This is a genomic window from Pseudomonas sp. NyZ201 (genome assembly GCF_049860765.1).
GTDB lineage: Bacteria > Pseudomonadota > Gammaproteobacteria > Pseudomonadales > Pseudomonadaceae > Aquipseudomonas > Aquipseudomonas bharatica.
This window is the reverse complement of sequence record NZ_CP187557.1, coordinates 671,718-688,854: the sequence shown is the minus strand read 5'-3', so window position 1 is coordinate 688,854 and position 17,137 is coordinate 671,718. Positions and strand designations below refer to the sequence as shown.

19 protein-coding genes are annotated in these 17,137 nt (G+C 56.5%); 1 reads left to right on the top strand and 18 read right to left on the bottom strand.

Annotation, left to right across the window (positions count from 1 at the left end; all coding sequences use genetic code 11):
• Positions 1-263: 263 nt before the first annotated feature.
• The 6 genes from ACPFMA_RS03080 to ACPFMA_RS03055 all read right to left on the bottom strand — a co-directional run bounded on the left by ACPFMA_RS03080 (position 264) and on the right by ACPFMA_RS03055 (position 7,449).
• Entirely contained in the window at positions 264-677 is a 414-nt protein-coding gene (locus ACPFMA_RS03080; protein WP_425929658.1) for a hypothetical protein, read from the bottom strand.
• A 2-nt stretch (positions 678-679) separates the two neighbouring features.
• The gene (locus ACPFMA_RS03075; RefSeq protein ID WP_425929657.1) at positions 680-2,671 is read right to left on the bottom strand and encodes an integrase; all 1,992 of its coding nucleotides are present in this window, start codon (positions 2,669-2,671) and stop codon (positions 680-682) included.
• Complete coding sequence (locus tag ACPFMA_RS03070; RefSeq protein WP_425929656.1) at positions 2,664-4,178, bottom strand: site-specific integrase; 1,515 nt, start codon at positions 4,176-4,178, stop codon at positions 2,664-2,666. Before ACPFMA_RS03070 ends, ACPFMA_RS03075 begins: the two co-directional genes overlap by 8 nt.
• Positions 4,171-5,388, bottom strand: coding sequence for a tyrosine-type recombinase/integrase (locus ACPFMA_RS03065; RefSeq protein WP_425929655.1), 1,218 nt, complete (start codon positions 5,386-5,388; stop codon positions 4,171-4,173). Before ACPFMA_RS03065 ends, ACPFMA_RS03070 begins: the two co-directional genes overlap by 8 nt.
• 141 nt (positions 5,389-5,529) lie before the next feature.
• Positions 5,530-6,045 (bottom strand): single-stranded DNA-binding protein, encoded by a 516-nt coding sequence (locus ACPFMA_RS03060; protein WP_009397464.1) that lies wholly within the window; start codon positions 6,043-6,045, stop codon positions 5,530-5,532.
• Positions 6,046-6,054: 9 nt separating this feature from the next.
• Positions 6,055-7,449, bottom strand: coding sequence for an MFS transporter (locus ACPFMA_RS03055; RefSeq protein WP_064302105.1), 1,395 nt, complete (start codon positions 7,447-7,449; stop codon positions 6,055-6,057).
• 129 nt (positions 7,450-7,578) lie between these two features.
• Here ACPFMA_RS03055 and uvrA point away from each other — a divergent pair, with 129 nt between their 5' ends.
• Positions 7,579-10,413, top strand: a complete 2,835-nt coding sequence (uvrA, locus tag ACPFMA_RS03050; protein ID WP_425929654.1) for an excinuclease ABC subunit UvrA — start codon at positions 7,579-7,581, stop codon at positions 10,411-10,413.
• A 65-nt stretch (positions 10,414-10,478) separates the two neighbouring features.
• On the opposite strand, the gene bfr is transcribed toward uvrA, so the two are convergent.
• The 12 genes from bfr to rplR all read right to left on the bottom strand — a co-directional run bounded on the left by bfr (position 10,479) and on the right by rplR (position 17,130).
• A complete protein-coding gene (gene bfr, locus ACPFMA_RS03045) occupies positions 10,479-10,943 on the bottom strand; it encodes a bacterioferritin (RefSeq protein ID WP_064302107.1) in 465 nt (154 codons plus the stop codon).
• A 243-nt stretch (positions 10,944-11,186) separates the two neighbouring features.
• Entirely contained in the window at positions 11,187-11,573 is a 387-nt protein-coding gene (gene rplQ, locus ACPFMA_RS03040; protein WP_009397469.1) for a 50S ribosomal protein L17, read from the bottom strand.
• A gap of 42 nt (positions 11,574-11,615) precedes the next feature.
• Positions 11,616-12,617, bottom strand: coding sequence for a DNA-directed RNA polymerase subunit alpha (locus tag ACPFMA_RS03035; RefSeq protein ID WP_003186012.1), 1,002 nt, complete (start codon positions 12,615-12,617; stop codon positions 11,616-11,618).
• Between the two features lie 22 nt (positions 12,618-12,639).
• Positions 12,640-13,260: a 30S ribosomal protein S4 gene (gene rpsD / locus ACPFMA_RS03030; RefSeq protein WP_009397470.1), complete on the bottom strand. Its 621-nt coding sequence runs from the start codon at positions 13,258-13,260 to the stop codon at positions 12,640-12,642.
• A 15-nt stretch (positions 13,261-13,275) separates the two neighbouring features.
• The gene (rpsK, locus tag ACPFMA_RS03025) at positions 13,276-13,665 is read right to left on the bottom strand and encodes a 30S ribosomal protein S11 (protein ID WP_002555466.1); all 390 of its coding nucleotides are present in this window, start codon (positions 13,663-13,665) and stop codon (positions 13,276-13,278) included.
• Between the two features lie 30 nt (positions 13,666-13,695).
• Positions 13,696-14,052, bottom strand: coding sequence for a 30S ribosomal protein S13 (gene rpsM / locus ACPFMA_RS03020; RefSeq protein ID WP_009397487.1), 357 nt, complete (start codon positions 14,050-14,052; stop codon positions 13,696-13,698).
• Between the two features lie 131 nt (positions 14,053-14,183).
• A complete protein-coding gene (gene rpmJ, locus ACPFMA_RS03015; protein WP_002555468.1) occupies positions 14,184-14,300 on the bottom strand; it encodes a 50S ribosomal protein L36 in 117 nt (38 codons plus the stop codon).
• Positions 14,301-14,326: 26 nt separating this feature from the next.
• Positions 14,327-15,658 (bottom strand): preprotein translocase subunit SecY, encoded by a 1,332-nt coding sequence (gene secY / locus ACPFMA_RS03010; RefSeq protein WP_009397489.1) that lies wholly within the window; start codon positions 15,656-15,658, stop codon positions 14,327-14,329.
• Positions 15,659-16,093 carry a 50S ribosomal protein L15 gene (gene rplO / locus ACPFMA_RS03005; protein WP_009397491.1) on the bottom strand — a complete coding sequence of 145 codons (435 nt, stop codon included), beginning with the start codon at positions 16,091-16,093 and terminating at the stop codon, positions 15,659-15,661.
• Positions 16,094-16,096: 3 nt separating this feature from the next.
• Positions 16,097-16,273 carry a 50S ribosomal protein L30 gene (rpmD, locus tag ACPFMA_RS03000; RefSeq protein WP_009397493.1) on the bottom strand — a complete coding sequence of 59 codons (177 nt, stop codon included), beginning with the start codon at positions 16,271-16,273 and terminating at the stop codon, positions 16,097-16,099.
• 2 nt (positions 16,274-16,275) lie between these two features.
• On the bottom strand, positions 16,276-16,776 hold the full coding sequence (gene rpsE / locus ACPFMA_RS02995) for a 30S ribosomal protein S5 (RefSeq protein ID WP_009397494.1): 501 nt from the start codon (positions 16,774-16,776) through the stop codon (positions 16,276-16,278).
• Between the two features lie 3 nt (positions 16,777-16,779).
• Complete coding sequence (gene rplR, locus ACPFMA_RS02990) at positions 16,780-17,130, bottom strand: 50S ribosomal protein L18 (protein WP_009397496.1); 351 nt, start codon at positions 17,128-17,130, stop codon at positions 16,780-16,782.
• Positions 17,131-17,137 lie beyond the last annotated feature (7 nt).

Genomic DNA, 17,137 nt, shown 5'->3' with positions numbered 1-17,137 from the left:
ATGCCAGCTCAGCATGCCAGTTCGACTGTCGCCTGCCGCACGGATCGGGCCGCCATGCGGGAGACCTTGCGCCTATGCAAAAACAACACTTATCTCGTGTTCAACTGTTATCCGACCCACCGATCATCAATACGCCGCGCTTGGTCACGGCCAATGCAAATGACTGCTCAGATCGAATGCAATTGAGTGGTCTCGTCGAATGCAAATGGGTGGTCAGTACATGCAATTTCGCAGCATCCTCCGTAACCCTTTAACCTCACGTTTCAGGTACTTTTTTCTGCCGAGTCGCGGTCAATCCTCGGTAACGGGACATCAAGCATGCCTTGAGAGATACCACGTAGTTGAGCGTTGTACTGCCACCGAATGAATCGCTCGAGTAGAAGGCCATTCTCAGCCTTCAGACGCTGGTTCTCATTTTCGAGACGCTGGATGCGCTGCTCCGCGATCGCCAGGCTTGCGGGACGCTTCGTGGGCTGGAAGCCCGATTTCTGCTGGGCCTTTTTAGCGAGAAACGCACTTTTCACCCGAGCGTGCGCATTGAGCGTCTGTCGAGTGGGCCGCGTCCCGATCAAGCCCTCGGCTTGATCACACAAGGCATCCCATGTGAGCTTGCCATTCCACCCATCAATCAAACCGACCAGCCGCTCGATATCTCTATTCGTCAGATGTTTAGCCATAACTAGAAGGCCCCCAACAGCTTTCGCATCTCATGAATATCTAGTTCTGGTGAAATGACCCTGGATGAGGATTGCCGGGCGGAAAGCTCTCGCCTCAGTGGGCTGTATTCATGTTCATTGCTCAGCCGAATGGCGGTACCGTCCGGGAGGTCGGGCGACTCGAGTATCTGAATCAACTGCTCCAGTCGCTCCAAGGTCCTGATCTGATGCTGGCTCCAGCGATCAGCGCCATACGCTCCTGATGCATCTGCTGATTTGGCCTTTTCAAGCTGCATATGCGTAAGGCTCCGCTGCTGCCTGAGCCGATCGAGCTTGGTTGCGTCGCCTTTTACGCACACCTGTTCGGTGCAATTCAAACAATCCCGGTGTTTTTGGCAGGGCAGCATCGAGTAGTCATGCACGCAGAATCCATACTCAGTGACATGCGCAATCCCCTCCCCGACCACATTTAGATCTGCGTAGGTAACGGGCATGTTTGTTTGGATTTTTTCGAGCACACCGCCTATACCCGAACTTCTAGCGAGCCCGACGTATTCGTCGTCGCTCATATGGTTGTACACGGCGTTCTGATGAATATTGGCCCGCCCCGACCACCTAGCGATGTCTAGCTGCCCCAACGCGCCACGCTGAGCCACGGTATTGAGAAAATGCCGCACCTGGTGTGAGGTCATCGAAATCTCGCTGCCATCTGGATTTCTGTAGCCGTGACGCTTCCAGATGCTGTGCTCTTGACCATCAATTACGTTCAGGTCCGTGGTAAACGTACTCTTACCGGTTCCCCATATCTTGACAGGGCTCGGGCTGTAGTCAGTGCGGAATTCATGTTCCCTGAAGCAGCAAAGAGCATCCGAATACTTAATGTTGCGTTCTCTATTTTTCCAAGGCCATTCGACAGGAAGCTTGCTATGACTGTAATCATTTAAAAATGCCAGCGTCAGTGGCTTACCCTTTGACCTCAAAGTACGATAGGGTGAGTATTTCGAGAGCATCTGGTTCAACGCCCATCTCGATTGCTTAATGCCAAGCGCCATGCAAGCTTGCTCATCAGTCAGTGGATGGTCTTCAGGTACTTTGGGACAGTTTTCATGACGGTAAAATTTCCCAGGATTGTCTTCATACCATCTAGCCAATGCCCGCCCAGGAGAGGACAGCTCTGTCAGCCTACGAACAGCTTCAGTCGCGATGTCTTTGAATACGGTAGGAATCCACTTAATATCTGAGCCGTACCCTTTTCCGGAATAGAACCGTAGCCCTAGTCTTTCGACACCATTTCCATCTGTTTCAAGGTGCAAACAATTCACCGGCAGGTCTTGCACCTCCGACACGCGAGATGGTGCGCACATCAGTAGTGCAAATATGGACGTGGTGAATCGATCCCGAGCATTCACAAGATCGTTGGAAAACATCTCTGCCATAGCTTCCAGCCAGTGATCCTCTGGTAACTTTTCGGTTCGTTTTTTTCTGCCTTCTGTATCGGTCCTGTTCATCTCTTTGGGCTTAGAGATGGGATTACGCCATGTAATCTGATCGGAAACAATCCGACTTTCATTGAGAAATTCCACAAGCCTCAACAAGCTCATACCTGCCTGGTAGCCCGTAACCTTGTATTCCCTCGCCACTTCACCCGCTACGTCCATGACAAGCTGATCTACCTGTGTGATGTCCGCTTTACTCTTAACCGTCAGCAAAGCTTTTTCGATGCAACGGATCGCCTTAAATTCGTTTTTGAGTTGGGTGGGGTTGTGACCTTGCTGGTAGCGAACATAAGCTTTGGCAAAGGGAATAATTTCTGCATCCAGCAGCTGATCAGTCGTGTACCCCCTCGCAGGCGCCCCCATGACCGTAAAATTGCCAACCTTGGGCCAGGCATTCGCGTGCCAGTCCAAGTCTGCCCCGAATACCGTCAAGCGGTCACGGCACATCGCAATGAAATCCTGCAGATTTTGCCGGCTGTCACGCTGATGCTTGGGGATGAAGAGCAGTAACTCAGCCATTCGTGAACTCCCCCTTGGCCTGCTTGCAACGGTTGATGACATCACTCACGGCCAGGATCAGTCGGTCATTGATCGAGGCAATCTTCAGATCATCGCAGTTGTCGCGAACCCGATCCCGCTCCTCGATAATCCGATCCAAGACCTCTTCGTGAGGACCATCGACCCAAGGCTGGAAATGGCCACAGGTGTAACACGCGATGGGTGCCAGTGCGCCACAGAAGCCGTAGCTACCACAGGTGCCTACATTGGCCTTGCCGTTCGAGATTCGGCTGCTCGGATCATCCCCACGGCGTGCATCCCGCTCTGAATTAACAAGCACTCCCCGAAATGCCTGAGCAAACGGCGCGAGCTGCAAAGCAACGGCCTTATCGATACGCTCGACGATCTCAGGGATGTTTTTGACGTACACGCCTACGTTCTGGGTATCGGAGTGATCCAGCGCTTCAGCAATGACCATCTCCCCTCGCCCTTCACGGGCCAGGTTTGTACCGAGTGTGTAACGGAAGCGATTAGGATTAAGGGCAATAGTCGCTCCAGTGCGCTCACTGATGACAGCGATTGTCTTGGCAACCCCCTGCATCGTCTTATAGACCTCTTGGGAGGGAATATGCAACCGATCACTTTCAAGTAGCGCCTGAACATCGGAACCGGTATTGAGAACGTACGATACGGGAAACAACGGCAAGTCGTTTAGAGTTTTTTCAGACAGAAACTTACCTGCCTGCTTGCAAAAAGCCGCCTTCACAAAATCCGCTTGCTGCTGCAAAAGCAGCCAAAGGTCCTCAACAATCGCAAACCGATTGAATGCACAGCGCCAAGCTGTATTACGCTGCTTGGCCCTAGGAAAATTAACTCCATAGCTTCCTGGGATGCTGGAATCCAAGTCTTTTATTTTAAGTGCCGCGATTTGGCCAGAGCGACGCCCCGTCATCGCCAATATCATTGAAAGACAGGTCTCCTCCAATGTAAGGCGCTTGCCGGTAAATCCATCAACTACCGCGGCGATAACCCCTTGGAGTTCAATATCGGTTAGAGGTCCGTCGTCAGGGCACATCGACTGGACAGCGAAGCCTTTCTCATTCCCCTTAATAACCCACTTATTCAGCAAGGTTAAAACTTCTTCAGAGATGCCTGGATATCCCAGTCGCGACCATTGACGCATCGCACCACGTAACACAGCCATGTACCACTCTGTTTTACTGTTCAGTGATGATCGATAGGAAATCAACGACGTGGAGGAAAATAGTTCAGCGCCTTTCTCCTGCTCACAGTAATGCAAGAACCGATTAAAGATATTCCTCGCATGGGAAGGAGCCCCAGTTCTTGCGTAAAACTCCAGAACTCGCCGAAACGAATAATCCCTTTCCGCGAAATATCTCGAAATTGACCCAATCGGGATAGTCACATCCTTGCTCAGCTCCCATCGAGAGCTATCAAAGTGTACGAGATAACCCTCTCTAGAATAAAAGCGGTCGAGTACCGCCGTCTGAAGAGCATTTTTATCCAACGGCCACCTCCTTACGGGACTTTCTCAGGTGCTTGGTCTGAAGGGCGAGCACTGCCTCAGCAGCTTTTTGTTTGGTGTGTCGCTTGTTGTAGGTTCGCGCCGAGCCAGAAGTCTCTTCCCATCCCATCAGGTAGGAGCGAATTTTTTCCTCTGTCGCGGGAGACATCTCCATAGCATCACAGTGCTGGGAAAAGGCGTAATTCCAATGGTGCCGAAGTGCATGCGCATGGACACTCGAGTCCTGAATGATAGAGGCGACCCCCAGCATCCATTTTTGAAAGGCCGAAATTGAAAGTGGGCGACCTTGAGTAGGGCCTTCCTTGTGAGTCACAAACAGGTACCCATGCCTCTTTGCCCCGGGTACTTTGTTCCGATAGCGAAGCACGTACTCATGAATCCGGGAGATAAGTTCCTGCGCGAGTGGAAAGGTTCGTTGGCGAGTCTTAGCCGTAGGCTGATGGGCCCGTGAATCTCCTTTCGAATCAGGACGCCTCACCACTCGCAGCGTATTCTGAGCGAAATCGACGTCTTCGATCTTGAGGTTCAGCAGCTCTCCGCGGCGAAGCCCGGTCAGGCGAAGAATCATGAACATCAGAGCATTACGCACTTGCACTGCGTGCCCCTTTGCCGGATTGTGATCAGCTCCGGGCCTTAGAGCTTGCTCCACTGCTTCTACAACGGCTTCATCTAAATATCGCTCATCTTTGTCCGCTGTTGATCTGTTGGGCTTGCTGGGACGGTGAGCCTTGATCGAGGCCACCATCAGCTTGATGTTCCTACAATTCCGCTTAGCTGGGCACAGTCGCGTGGCCAGAAAGCCCAAATAGTCGGCTACCACAGTCAATCTGAAATAGTGATTACTGGTGCCAACCGACTTTGGACGTCGAGTGATCGAAACGATTTTTTTGCCGCTGGGCTCGGGATTGAGGAAAAGCTGCAACGAGTCGCTAAGCGCCCTCACTTGCTCCTCCCGAAGTACCTCGCCTTGCGAAAATAGAGACTCAAGGTGGATGCCAACCTGAGCCTCCCAGGCGCACAAAGCCTTGATTGCATGCAATGCATTCGCAATCGAGTTGGCGGCCAAGGACCGCGACCGCAGATGCCAGGTGGTGAAGAGCGTTGGATAGTAAAGTGGCATCCCTGAACTATCGACCAGCACTGCATACCGCTCACCGTCGTTTCCTACAAACCTACGCATGGATAAACCCATCACACCTCCATCACTTACGTTTTCACATGGTGTGCACCAAATAAAAGACCATGGAGGGATTTTTCACATGCTGAAAATGAAAAAACCCCGCAAGCGCGGGGTTCTTCAAGGAAGACTTTACAGTTTTAGCTAAGGTAACCGCTAGAACGGAATATCATCATCGAAGCTGTCGAAATCCGGAGCCGGCTGCGGCGCTGGCTGCTGAGGTGCAGGACGCTGCGGAGCCTGTTGCGGACGCTGGGCCTGCTGGCGTGGAGCCTGCTGTGGCGCCTGGTTGTAGTTGTCACGCGGGGCACCACCGTCCTGGTTCTGTGGACGACCGCCGAGCAGCTGCATGGTGCCCTGCATGTCGACGATGATTTCGGTGGTATAGCGCTTGATGCCGTCTTTTTCCCACTCGCGAGTCTGCAGCTTGCCTTCGATGTAGACCTGGGAACCCTTGCGCAGGTACTCGCCAGCGATCTCGGCGACCTTGCCGAACATCGAGACGCGGTGCCATTCGGTGCGCTCGACCTTCTGACCGGTCTGCTTGTCGGTCCACTGCTCGCTGGTAGCCAGGCTCAGGTTGGTGACTGCGTTACCGTTCGGCAGGTAGCGAACTTCAGGATCCTGGCCACAGGTGCCGACCAAAATGACTTTGTTAACCCCACGGGCCATAACGTTCTCCTAGGCTTCACTCGCCGCAGACGCCGGATTGACCAGGCGTTCCAGGGTCGAGCGATCCAAAATTTGTGTATCAAGTTTGATGTAGATGGCAGCTTCATCAGCGACCACCACTGCGTCGGTCACACCCGGCACGGCCTTCAGGCGCTCGGACAAGCCCGCTTCGCGCAGCGCCTCGGGCGACAACGGCATGCGCAGGCTCGTTACATAAGGTGGTTCGTTCATGGTAACAGCAACCACGAGCCAGATCGCGCACAAAGCTGCACACCCCAGGAATACAGTTGCCAACCCACCATGCTGGAACAGCCATCCACCGAGGATCCCGCCCAGCGCCGCCCCGAGGAACTGGCTGGTGGAGTAGACCCCCATCGCCGTGCCCTTGCCGCCAGCGGGCGACACCTTGCTGATCAACGAAGGCAGCGACGCTTCCAGCAGGTTGAAGGCGGTGAAGAAGATGACGGTTCCGATCACCAGCGCCGACAGGCTGTTCCCCAACTCCCAGAAAAACAGCTCCGTCAGGAGCAAGACACTGACCGCGCCCAGCAGGACGCGTTTCATCTTGCGCTTTTTTTCACCATAGATAATGAACGGAATCATTGCGAAGAATGAAATCAGCAATGCCGTCAGGTACACCCACCAGTGCTGTTCCTTGGGCAGCCCGCCACGCTCGACGAAGGCCAGCGGCAGCGCGACGAAGCTGGCCATGAGAATCGCGTGCAGGACGAAGATACCCACATCCAGGCGCAGCAAATCAGGATGGCGCAACGTCGGACCAAGCGCCTGCCTGGCTACGCCGGACTCGCGATGATGCAGCTGGGTGTTGGACGCCGGAACAACGAAGGCGATCAAGGCAATCCCGACCAGTGCCATCGCCGCCGTCGCCAGGAACAGCCCCGAAAGACCGAACGCGCGGGTCAGCAACGGCCCGACGACCATCGCCACGGCGAACGAAAGACCGATGCTCATGCCGATCATGGCCATGGCCTTGGTCCGATGCTGCTCGCGGGTCAGGTCCGACAGAAGCGCCATCACCGCCGCCGAGATCGCCCCGGCGCCTTGCAGGATGCGTCCGGCGATCACGCCCCAGATCGAATCGGCCTGGGCCGCCAGCACGCTCCCCAGCGCAAAGACCACCAGGCCGAGGTAGATCACCGGACGTCGGCCTATGCGGTCGGAAATGATCCCGAAAGGAATCTGCAGGACCGCCTGGGTCAGGCCGTAGGCGCCGATCGCCAGGCCAATCAGGGCCGGCGTGGCACCGGCCAGGTCCATGCCATAGGTCGCCAGCACCGGCAGGACCATGAACATGCCCAGCATACGGAAGGCGAACACCAGGGCCAGGCCGCCTGCGGCGCGGGTTTCGCTGCCGCTCATGCGTTCGCTGTGGGGATCGTGCATGGATATACCTCGTGTGAACCGGCGGCGATTCTACCAGTCCCATCGGTTAACGGCATCTACGCGACGCTTTGCCGCGTAATGGCCACGCCCCGTATACTTCTGCGTTTATGCCCGCCAAGCGAGGCCGTAGTGGACAAGATCCTGATTCGTGGGGCTCGCACCCACAACCTGAAAAACATCGACCTGACTCTGCCTCGCGACAAACTGATCGTGATTACCGGGCTGTCCGGTTCCGGCAAGTCGTCCCTGGCTTTCGATACGCTCTATGCCGAAGGCCAGCGGCGCTATGTGGAGTCGCTGTCGGCATACGCCCGGCAGTTCCTGTCGATGATGGAAAAGCCCGACGTGGATACCATCGAGGGCCTGTCGCCGGCGATTTCCATCGAGCAGAAATCCACCTCCCACAACCCGCGCTCCACCGTCGGCACCATCACCGAGATCTACGACTACCTGCGCCTGCTGTACGCCCGCGTAGGTACGCCACGCTGCCCGGATCACGATATTCCGCTGGAGGCCCAGACCGTCAGCCAGATGGTCGACCTGGTCCTGGCCCAGCCCGAAGGCAGCAAGCTGATGCTGCTGGCGCCGGTGGTGCGCGAGCGCAAGGGCGAACACCTGGCGGTCTTCGAGGAACTGCGCGCCCAGGGCTTCGTGCGTGCACGGGTCAACGGCAAGCTGTTCGAGCTGGATGAATTGCCCAAGCTCGACAAACAGAAAAAGCACAGCATCGATGTGGTGGTGGATCGGTTCAAGGTCCGTGCCGATCTGCAGCAGCGCCTGGCCGAGTCCTTCGAGACCGCGCTGAACCTGGCAGACGGTATCGCCCTGGTCGCGCCGATGGACGACGAGCCTGGCGAGGAAATGATTTTCTCCGCCCGTTTCGCCTGCCCGATCTGCGGCCACGCCATCAGCGAGCTGGAGCCCAAGCTGTTCTCCTTCAACAACCCGGCCGGTGCCTGCCCGACCTGCGACGGCCTGGGGGTCAAGCAGTTCTTCGACGTCAAGCGCCTGGTCAATGCCGAGCTGACCTTGGCGGAAGGTGCCATCCGTGGTTGGGATCGACGCAATGTCTATTATTTCCAGATGCTCGGGTCGCTCGCCGCGCATTTCGGTTTCAGCTTGGAAAAGCCCTTCGCCGAGCTGCCTGCGGACCAGCAGAAGACCATCCTGCACGGTAGCGGCAACCAGAACGTGGACTTCAAGTACCTCAACGATCGCGGCGATATCGTCAAGCGCTCACACCCCTTCGAAGGCATCGTGCCGAACCTGGAGCGGCGCTACCGCGAAACCGAGTCCGCCACCGTTCGCGAGGAACTGGCCAAGTTCCTCAGCACCCAGCCCTGCCCGGATTGCCGTGGCACCCGCCTGCGCCGTGAGGCCCGGCATGTGTGGGTTGGTGAAAAGACCTTGCCGGCCGTCACCGGTCTGCCGATCGGCGAGGCCAGCGATTACTTCGGCGGGTTGAAACTGACCGGACGCCGCGGAGAAATCGCTGACAAGATTCTCAAGGAAATCTGTGAACGCCTACAGTTCCTGGTGAACGTCGGACTCGATTATCTGACCCTCGACCGTAGTGCCGACACCCTGTCCGGTGGCGAAGCCCAGCGCATCCGCCTTGCCAGCCAGATCGGTGCCGGCCTGGTCGGGGTGATGTATATCCTCGACGAGCCCTCCATCGGCCTTCACCAGCGCGATAACGACCGCCTGCTGGCAACCCTCAACCACCTGCGCGATATCGGCAACACGGTGATCGTGGTGGAACATGACGAAGACGCGATCCGTCTGGCCGACTATGTGGTGGACATCGGCCCGGGTGCCGGTGTGCATGGTGGTCAGATCGTGGCCGAAGGTACTCCGGACGAGGTCATGGCTCATCCTGATTCGGTGACCGGCATGTACCTGTCCGGTCGCAAGAAGATCCTCGTTCCGGCCAAGCGCACACCACGCAACAAGAAGCTGTCGATCAAGCTCAAGGGCGCGCGGGGCAACAACCTGCAGAACGTCAACCTGGAGATCCCGATCGGCCTGCTGACCTGTGTCACCGGCGTTTCCGGCTCGGGCAAATCGACCTTGATCAACAACACGCTGTTCCCGCTGGCCGCGACTGCCCTCAACGGGGCGTCCACGCTGGAGGCGGCCGCTCATGACAGCTGTGACGGCCTGCAGCACCTGGACAAGGTGGTGGATATCGACCAGAGCCCGATCGGTCGTACTCCTCGTTCCAACCCGGCGACCTACACAGGATTGTTCACCCCGATCCGCGAATTGTTTTCCGGGGTGCCGGAGTCTCGCTCCCGAGGCTACGGTCCGGGACGCTTTTCCTTCAACGTGAAGGGCGGCCGCTGCGAGGCGTGCCAGGGCGATGGCTTGATCAAGGTGGAGATGCACTTCCTGCCGGACATCTATGTTCCTTGCGATGTGTGCAAGAGCAAGCGGTACAACCGTGAAACCCTTGAGATCAAGTACAAGGGCAAGAACATCCACGAAGTGCTCGAGATGACCATCGAGGAAGCGCGGGAGTTCTTCGATGCGGTGCCGGCGCTGGCGCGCAAGCTGCAGACGCTCATGGACGTCGGGCTTTCCTACATCAAGCTCGGACAGTCGGCCACCACCCTGTCCGGAGGCGAGGCGCAGCGGGTCAAGTTGTCCCGCGAGCTGTCCAAGCGGGATACCGGCAAAACCCTGTATATCCTCGACGAGCCGACCACCGGCCTGCACTTCGCGGATATCCAGCAATTGCTGGACGTGCTGCACCGTCTGCGCGACCACGGCAACACCGTAGTGGTGATCGAACACAACCTGGACGTGATCAAGACCGCCGACTGGCTTGTAGACCTGGGTCCCGAGGGTGGCTCCAAGGGCGGTCAGATCATCGCTTGCGGCACGCCGGAGGAGTTGGCGAAGATGGAACAGTCCCACACCGGGCACTATCTCAAGCCGTTGCTGGAACGCGACCGCGCCTGAGGGCAACACCTACGAAAAAGCCCCTGTCGTGTTGAGCGACAGGGGCTTTTCATTTGCGCCGGGAATTACATCTGCGATTGCAGGTAGTTTTCCAGGCCCAGGGATTTGATCAGGCCTTGCTGCTTTTCCAGCCAGTAGGTGTGATCTTCCTCGGTATCGGCCAATTGCTGGCGCAGGATATCGCGGCTGATGTAGTCCTTGTGCAGTTCGCACAGCTCGATTCCTTTGCACAGCGCGGCCCGAACCTTGTATTCCAGGCGCAGGTCAGCGGCGATCATGTCCGGTACGCTGGTACCGACATCCAGATCATCAGGACGCATGCGCGGAGTGCCTTCGAGCATGAGGATGCGTCGGATCAGGGCATCGGCGTGTTGTGCCTCTTCTTCCATCTCGTGATTGATACGCTCGTAGAGCTTGCTGAAGCCCCAGTCCTCGTACATGCGCGAGTGGATGAAGTACTGATCGCGTGCCGCCAGTTCGCCCGTCAGCAACGTGTTGAGGTAGTCGATTACGTCCGGGTGACCTTGCATCGTCCCGCATCTCCCTGTTTGAAAGTCGATAGTGTGAACCAGGATGACCGGCAGGTCACTGGAAAATGCGCAAAAATACGTAAAAAAGCCGGTGAACAGTAGTGATTTTCATTGAAATACCCGCCAAATGAGGCGAGTTCTTCTTATCATTTCGACTTTGCCGCAAGAGTGCTTTTCATTCTCGAAATGCTGAAAACAAAAAACCGGGCACTAGGCCCGGTTTCTTGTAGAAGACTGTTCGTCTTACTCAGCGGCTTCTACCGAGCCACCGACTGGACGATCAACCAGCTCGACGTACGCCATAGGTGCGTTATCGCCAGCGCGGAAACCGCACTTGAGGATACGCAGGTAGCCGCCCTGACGGGTGGCATAGCGCTTGCCCAGATCGTTGAACAGCTTACCAACGGCTTCTTTCGAACGGGTACGGTCGAACGCCAGACGACGGTTAGCAACGCTGTCTTCTTTAGCCAGGGTGATCAGCGGCTCGGCAACGCGACGCAGCTCCTTGGCTTTTGGCAGGGTGGTCTTGATCAGCTCGTGCTCGATCAGCGACACCGCCATGTTCTGGAACATGGCCTTGCGGTGAGAGCTGGTACGGCTCAGGTGACGTCCACTTTTACGATGACGCATGATTCATTCCTTACCAAACACTACGTTCGGTGATTACGACGATCAGGCAGTCGCCTTGTCGTCTTTCTTAAGACTTGCAGGCGGCCAGTTGTCGAGGCGCATGCCGAGGGACAGACCACGGGAAGCCAGAACGTCCTTGATTTCAGTCAGGGACTTCTTGCCGAGGTTCGGAGTCTTCAACAGCTCTACTTCGGTGCGCTGAATCAGATCGCCGATGTAGTAGATGTTCTCCGCCTTCAGGCAGTTGGCCGAACGTACGGTCAATTCCAGATCGTCAACCGGACGAAGCAGGATCGGATCGATCTCGTCTTCCTGCTCGACTACCACGGGCTCGCTGTCACCTTTGAGGTCGACGAATGCAGCCAGCTGCTGTTGCAGGATGGTTGCAGCACGACGGATTGCCTCTTCAGGATCCAGGGTACCGTTGGTTTCCAGATCAATAACCAGCTTGTCCAGGTTGGTACGCTGCTCGACACGGGCGTTTTCCACCACGTATGCGATACGGCGAACCGGGCTGAACGAGGAATCGAGCTGCAAGCGACCGATGCTGCGGCTTTCATCCTCATCGCTCTGACGCGAATCGGCCGGCTCATAACCACGACCACGAGCTACGGTGAGCTTCATGTTCAGGGCGCCGTTGGACGCCAGGTTAGCGATTACGTGATCGGGATTAACGATCTCGACATCATGATCCAGCTGAATATCGGCAGCGGTAACCACCCCCGAACCCTTCTTCGACAAGGTCAGCGTAACTTCGTCACGACCGTGCAGTTTGATAGCCAGGCCTTTCAGGTTCAACAGGATTTCAATGACGTCTTCCTGTACACCTTCGATCGCGGAGTACTCGTGGAGTACGCCATCGATCTCGGCCTCGACTACTGCACAGCCAGGCATGGAGGACAACAGGATGCGGCGCAGCGCGTTGCCCAGGGTATGGCCGAAACCACGCTCGAGAGGCTCGAGCGTGATTTTAGCGCGGGTTGGACTGACGACCTGCACATCGATGTGGCGGGGCGTCAGGAACTCATTTACCGAAATCTGCATGGATGCACCTATTTTCTAGCCCTTACTTGGAGTAGAGCTCGACAATCAGGTTTTCGTTGATGTCGGCAGACAGGTCGCTGCGAGCAGGAACGTTCTTGAAAACGCCCGACTTCTTGGCAGCATCCACGTCAACCCACTCAACGCGGCCACGCTGAGCACACAGTTCAAGGGCTTGAACAATGCGCAGCTGGTTCGCCGATTTCTCGCGAACTGCGACCACGTCACCCGGACGAACTTGGTAGGACGGAACGTTTACAGTCTTGCCGTTGATGCTGATCGCTTTGTGCGAAACCAGCTGGCGGGATTCAGCACGGGTAGCGCCGAAGCCCATACGGTATACGACGTTATCCAGACGGCATTCGAGCAGTTGCAGCAGGTTCTCGCCGGTAGCGCCTTTCTTGGCCGCTGCCTGCTTGTAGTAACCGCTGAATTGACGCTCGAGAACGCCATAGATACGACGGACTTTTTGCTTCTCGCGCAGCTGGGTGCCGTAGTCGGACTGACGGCCACGGCGCTGGCCGTGGATACCTGGGGCTGCTTCGATGTTGCACTTCGATTCCAGAGCGCGAACGCCGCTCTTCAGGAACAGGTCGGTGCCTTCACGACGAGACAGTTTGCATTTTGGACCAATGTAACGTGCCATTTATCTGTCTCCTGATTACACGCGACGCTTCTTCGGCGGACGGCACCCGTTGTGCGGGATTGGCGTCACGTCGGTGATGCTGGCGATCTTGTAGCCGCAGCCGTTCAGTGCACGAACAGCGGATTCACGACCCGGACCTGGGCCCTTGACGTTTACGTCGAGGTTCTTCAGGCCGTATTCCAGCGCAGCTTGACCTGCACGTTCAGCAGCTACCTGAGCAGCGAACGGGGTCGATTTGCGGGAACCACGGAAACCCGAACCGCCGGAGGTAGCCCAGGACAGAGCGTTACCTTGACGATCGGTGATGGTCACGATGGTGTTGTTGAAAGACGCGTGGATGTGGGCGATGCCATCAACCACTGTCTTTTTGACTTTTTTACGAGGACGAGCAGCAGGTTTTGCCATGTCTAAATTCCTGTCGATTCGCTGGTGCGATTACTTGCGGATCGGCTTACGCGGACCCTTGCGGGTACGTGCATTGGTCTTGGTACGCTGACCGCGTACTGGCAGACCCCGACGATGGCGCAGACCGCGGTAGCAGCCCAGGTCCATCAAACGCTTGATTTTCATGTTGATGTCACGACGCAGGTCACCTTCGGTGGTGAACTTCGCGACTTCGCCACGCAGCTGTTCAATCTGCTCGTCGCTCAGATCCTTGATCTTAGCGGCTGGGTTTACACCAGCATCTGCACAGATTTTCTGTGCAGTAGTGCGACCAACACCATAGATGTAGGTCAGCGAGATAACAGTATGCTTGTTATCTGGAATGTTAACGCCTGCAATACGGGCCATTCAGTGGGACTCCAATTGACAGCTACCTACGCCCCGGAAGCCAAGAAATAGGGCGCGAGATAATATCGCTGTAGAAACAAATAATCAACCCAGCAGCACACTAGCTGCTGGGTTTGAAGCACAGATCACACTCAGCCTTGGCGCTGCTTGTGACGCGGTTCCGCGCTGCAAATTACTCGAACCACACCTTCGCGGCGAATAATCTTGCAGTTACGGCACAGTTTTTTGACCGATGCACGAACTTTCATCACCAACTCCTCGAACCTTAGGGGTTTCAGCGCAGCAGACCGCTGCCACCGTAGCCTTTCAGGTTGGCTTTCTTCATCAGGGATTCGTACTGGTGCGAAACGAGGTGCGATTGTACTTGGGACATAAAGTCCATCACAACCACTACCACAATCAGCAACGAGGTCCCGCCAAGGTAGAACGGAACGTTTGCAGCCACGACCAGGAACTGGGGCAGCAGGCACACGGCCGTCATATAAAGAGCACCGAACATGGTCAGACGAGTCAGAACGCCATCAATGTAGCGTGCGGACTGCTCACCAGGACGGATACCCGGAATAAAGGCACCGGACTTCTTAAGGTTTTCCGCTACGTCCTTCGGATTGAACATCAGCGCTGTGTAGAAGAAGCAGAAGAAAACGATCCCTGCACTAAACAGCAAAATGTTCAACGGCTGACCAGGAGCGATCGACTGCGCGACATCCTGCAACCAGCCCAAACCTTCGGACTGGCCGAACCAGGAACCCAGCGAAGCCGGAAACAGCAGAATGCTGCTTGCGAAAATGGCCGGAATGACACCAGCCATGTTCACTTTCAGCGGCAAGTGGCTCGTCTGCGCAGCGAAGACCTTGCGGCCCTGCTGACGCTTGGCGTAGTGAACAGCAATACGACGCTGACCACGCTCGATGAAGACCACGAAACCGATAATCGCTACTGCCAGCAGACCGATAGCGACCAGGGCGAAGATGTTGATATCACCCGTACGTGCAGACTCGAAAGACTGCCCGATTGCTCTCGGAAGACCGGCAACGATACCTGCGAAGATAAGCATCGAGATACCGTTGCCCACACCGCGCTCCGTGATCTGCTCACCCAGCCACATCATGAACATTGCGCCAGCCACGAAAGTGGAAACCGCAACGAAATGGAAGCCGAAGCCTGCAGAAAACGCCACGCCCTGACCGGCCAGACCAATGGACATGCCAGTGGCCTGGACCAACGCCAGGATAACGGTGAGGTAGCGGGTGTACTGGCTGATCTTGCGACGGCCAGATTCACCTTCCTTCTTCAACTGTTCCAGCTGTGGGCTGACAGCAGTCATGAGCTGCATGATGATCGACGCCGAAATGTACGGCATGATCCCCAGTGCAAATACGCTCATGCGCTCCAGCGCACCGCCGGAAAACATGTTGAACAAGCTAAGAATGGTCCCCTCATTCTGTCGAAACAGTTCCGCCAGCCGGTCCGGGTTAACACCTGGAACTGGGATATGCGCACCTATCCGATAGACGATAATCGCCAGGAACAGAAAACGCAGACGAGCCCAAAGTTCAGACATCCCGCCTTTGCCGAGCGAAGAGAGAGCACCTTGCTTAGCCATTTATTCCTCGAACTTGCCGCCAGCTGCTTCGATAGCCGCACGCGCACCCTTGGTGGCTGCGATGCCCTTGATGGTGACCGCGCGAGTAACTTCGCCGGACAGCATGATTTTCACGCGCTGTACGTTCTGGTTAATCACGTTGGCGTCCTTCAGGGACTGAACGGTGATCACGTCGCCTTCCACCTTGGCCAGCTCGGACAGACGCACTTCTGCGCGGTCCATGGCTTTCAGGGAAACGAAGCCGAACTTCGGCAGACGACGGTGCAGCGGCTGTTGACCGCCTTCAAAGCCTGGAGCAATGGTGCCACCGGAACGGGAGGTCTGACCTTTGTGGCCGCGGCCACCAGTCTTGCCCAAACCGCTACCGATACCACGACCCGGACGATGCTTCTCGCGACGGGAACCCGGCGCTGGACTCAGATCATTGAGTTTCATCGATTAACCCTCGACGCGCAGCATGTAGTAAGCCTTGTTAATCATCCCGCGGTTCTCGGGAGTATCCTGGACTTCTACAGTGTGACCGATGCGACGCAGACCCAGACCCTTAACGCACAGTTTGTGGTTAGGCAGGCGGCCGGCGGTGCTTTTGATCAGCGTTACTTTAACGGTAGCCATGATCAGAGGATCTCCTCAACGCTCTTGCCGCGCTTGGCAGCAATGGACTCAGGAGATTGCATAGCTTTCAGACCCTTGAAGGTGGCGTAAACCACGTTTACAGGGTTGGTCGAGCCGTAGCACTTGGCCAGGACGTTCTGAACGCCAGCAACTTCCAGGACGGCACGCATTGCGCCACCGGCGATGATACCGGTACCTTCCGAAGCAGGCTGCATGTAGACCTTCGACGCGCCATGGGCGGACTTGGTGGCGTACTGCAGGGTAGTGCCATCCAGGTCGACCTGAATCATGTTGCGGCGAGCGGCTTCCATGGCTTTCTGGATCGCAGCTGGAACTTCGCGCGACTTGCCACGGCCGAAGCCAACACGGCCCTTGCCATCACCTACCACGGTCAGCGCGGTGAAGGTGAAGATACGGCCACCTTTTACGGTCTTGGCAACGCGGTTAACCTGAACCAGCTTCTCGATGTAGCCTTCGTCGCGCTTTTGATCGTTATTTGCCATAACTTAGAACTCCAGCCCGCCTTCACGAGCAGCATCAGCCAGCGCTTTAACGCGGCCATGGTACTTGAAGCCGGAACGGTCAAAGGCAACTTGAGATACACCGGCGGCTTTCGCACGCTCAGCTACCAGCTTGCCAACCTTAGTGGCCGCGTCGATGTTGCCGGTGGCGCCATCACGCAGTTCTTTGTCCAAAGTCGAGGCACTGGCCAGGACTTTGCTGCCGTCGGCCGAAATGACCTGGGCGTAGATGTGCTGCGAGGAGCGGAACACGCACAGACGCACGACTTCGAGTTCGTGCATTTTCAGGCGTGCTTTGCGAGCGCGACGCAGACGAGTAACTTTTTTGTCGGTCATTTGCTAT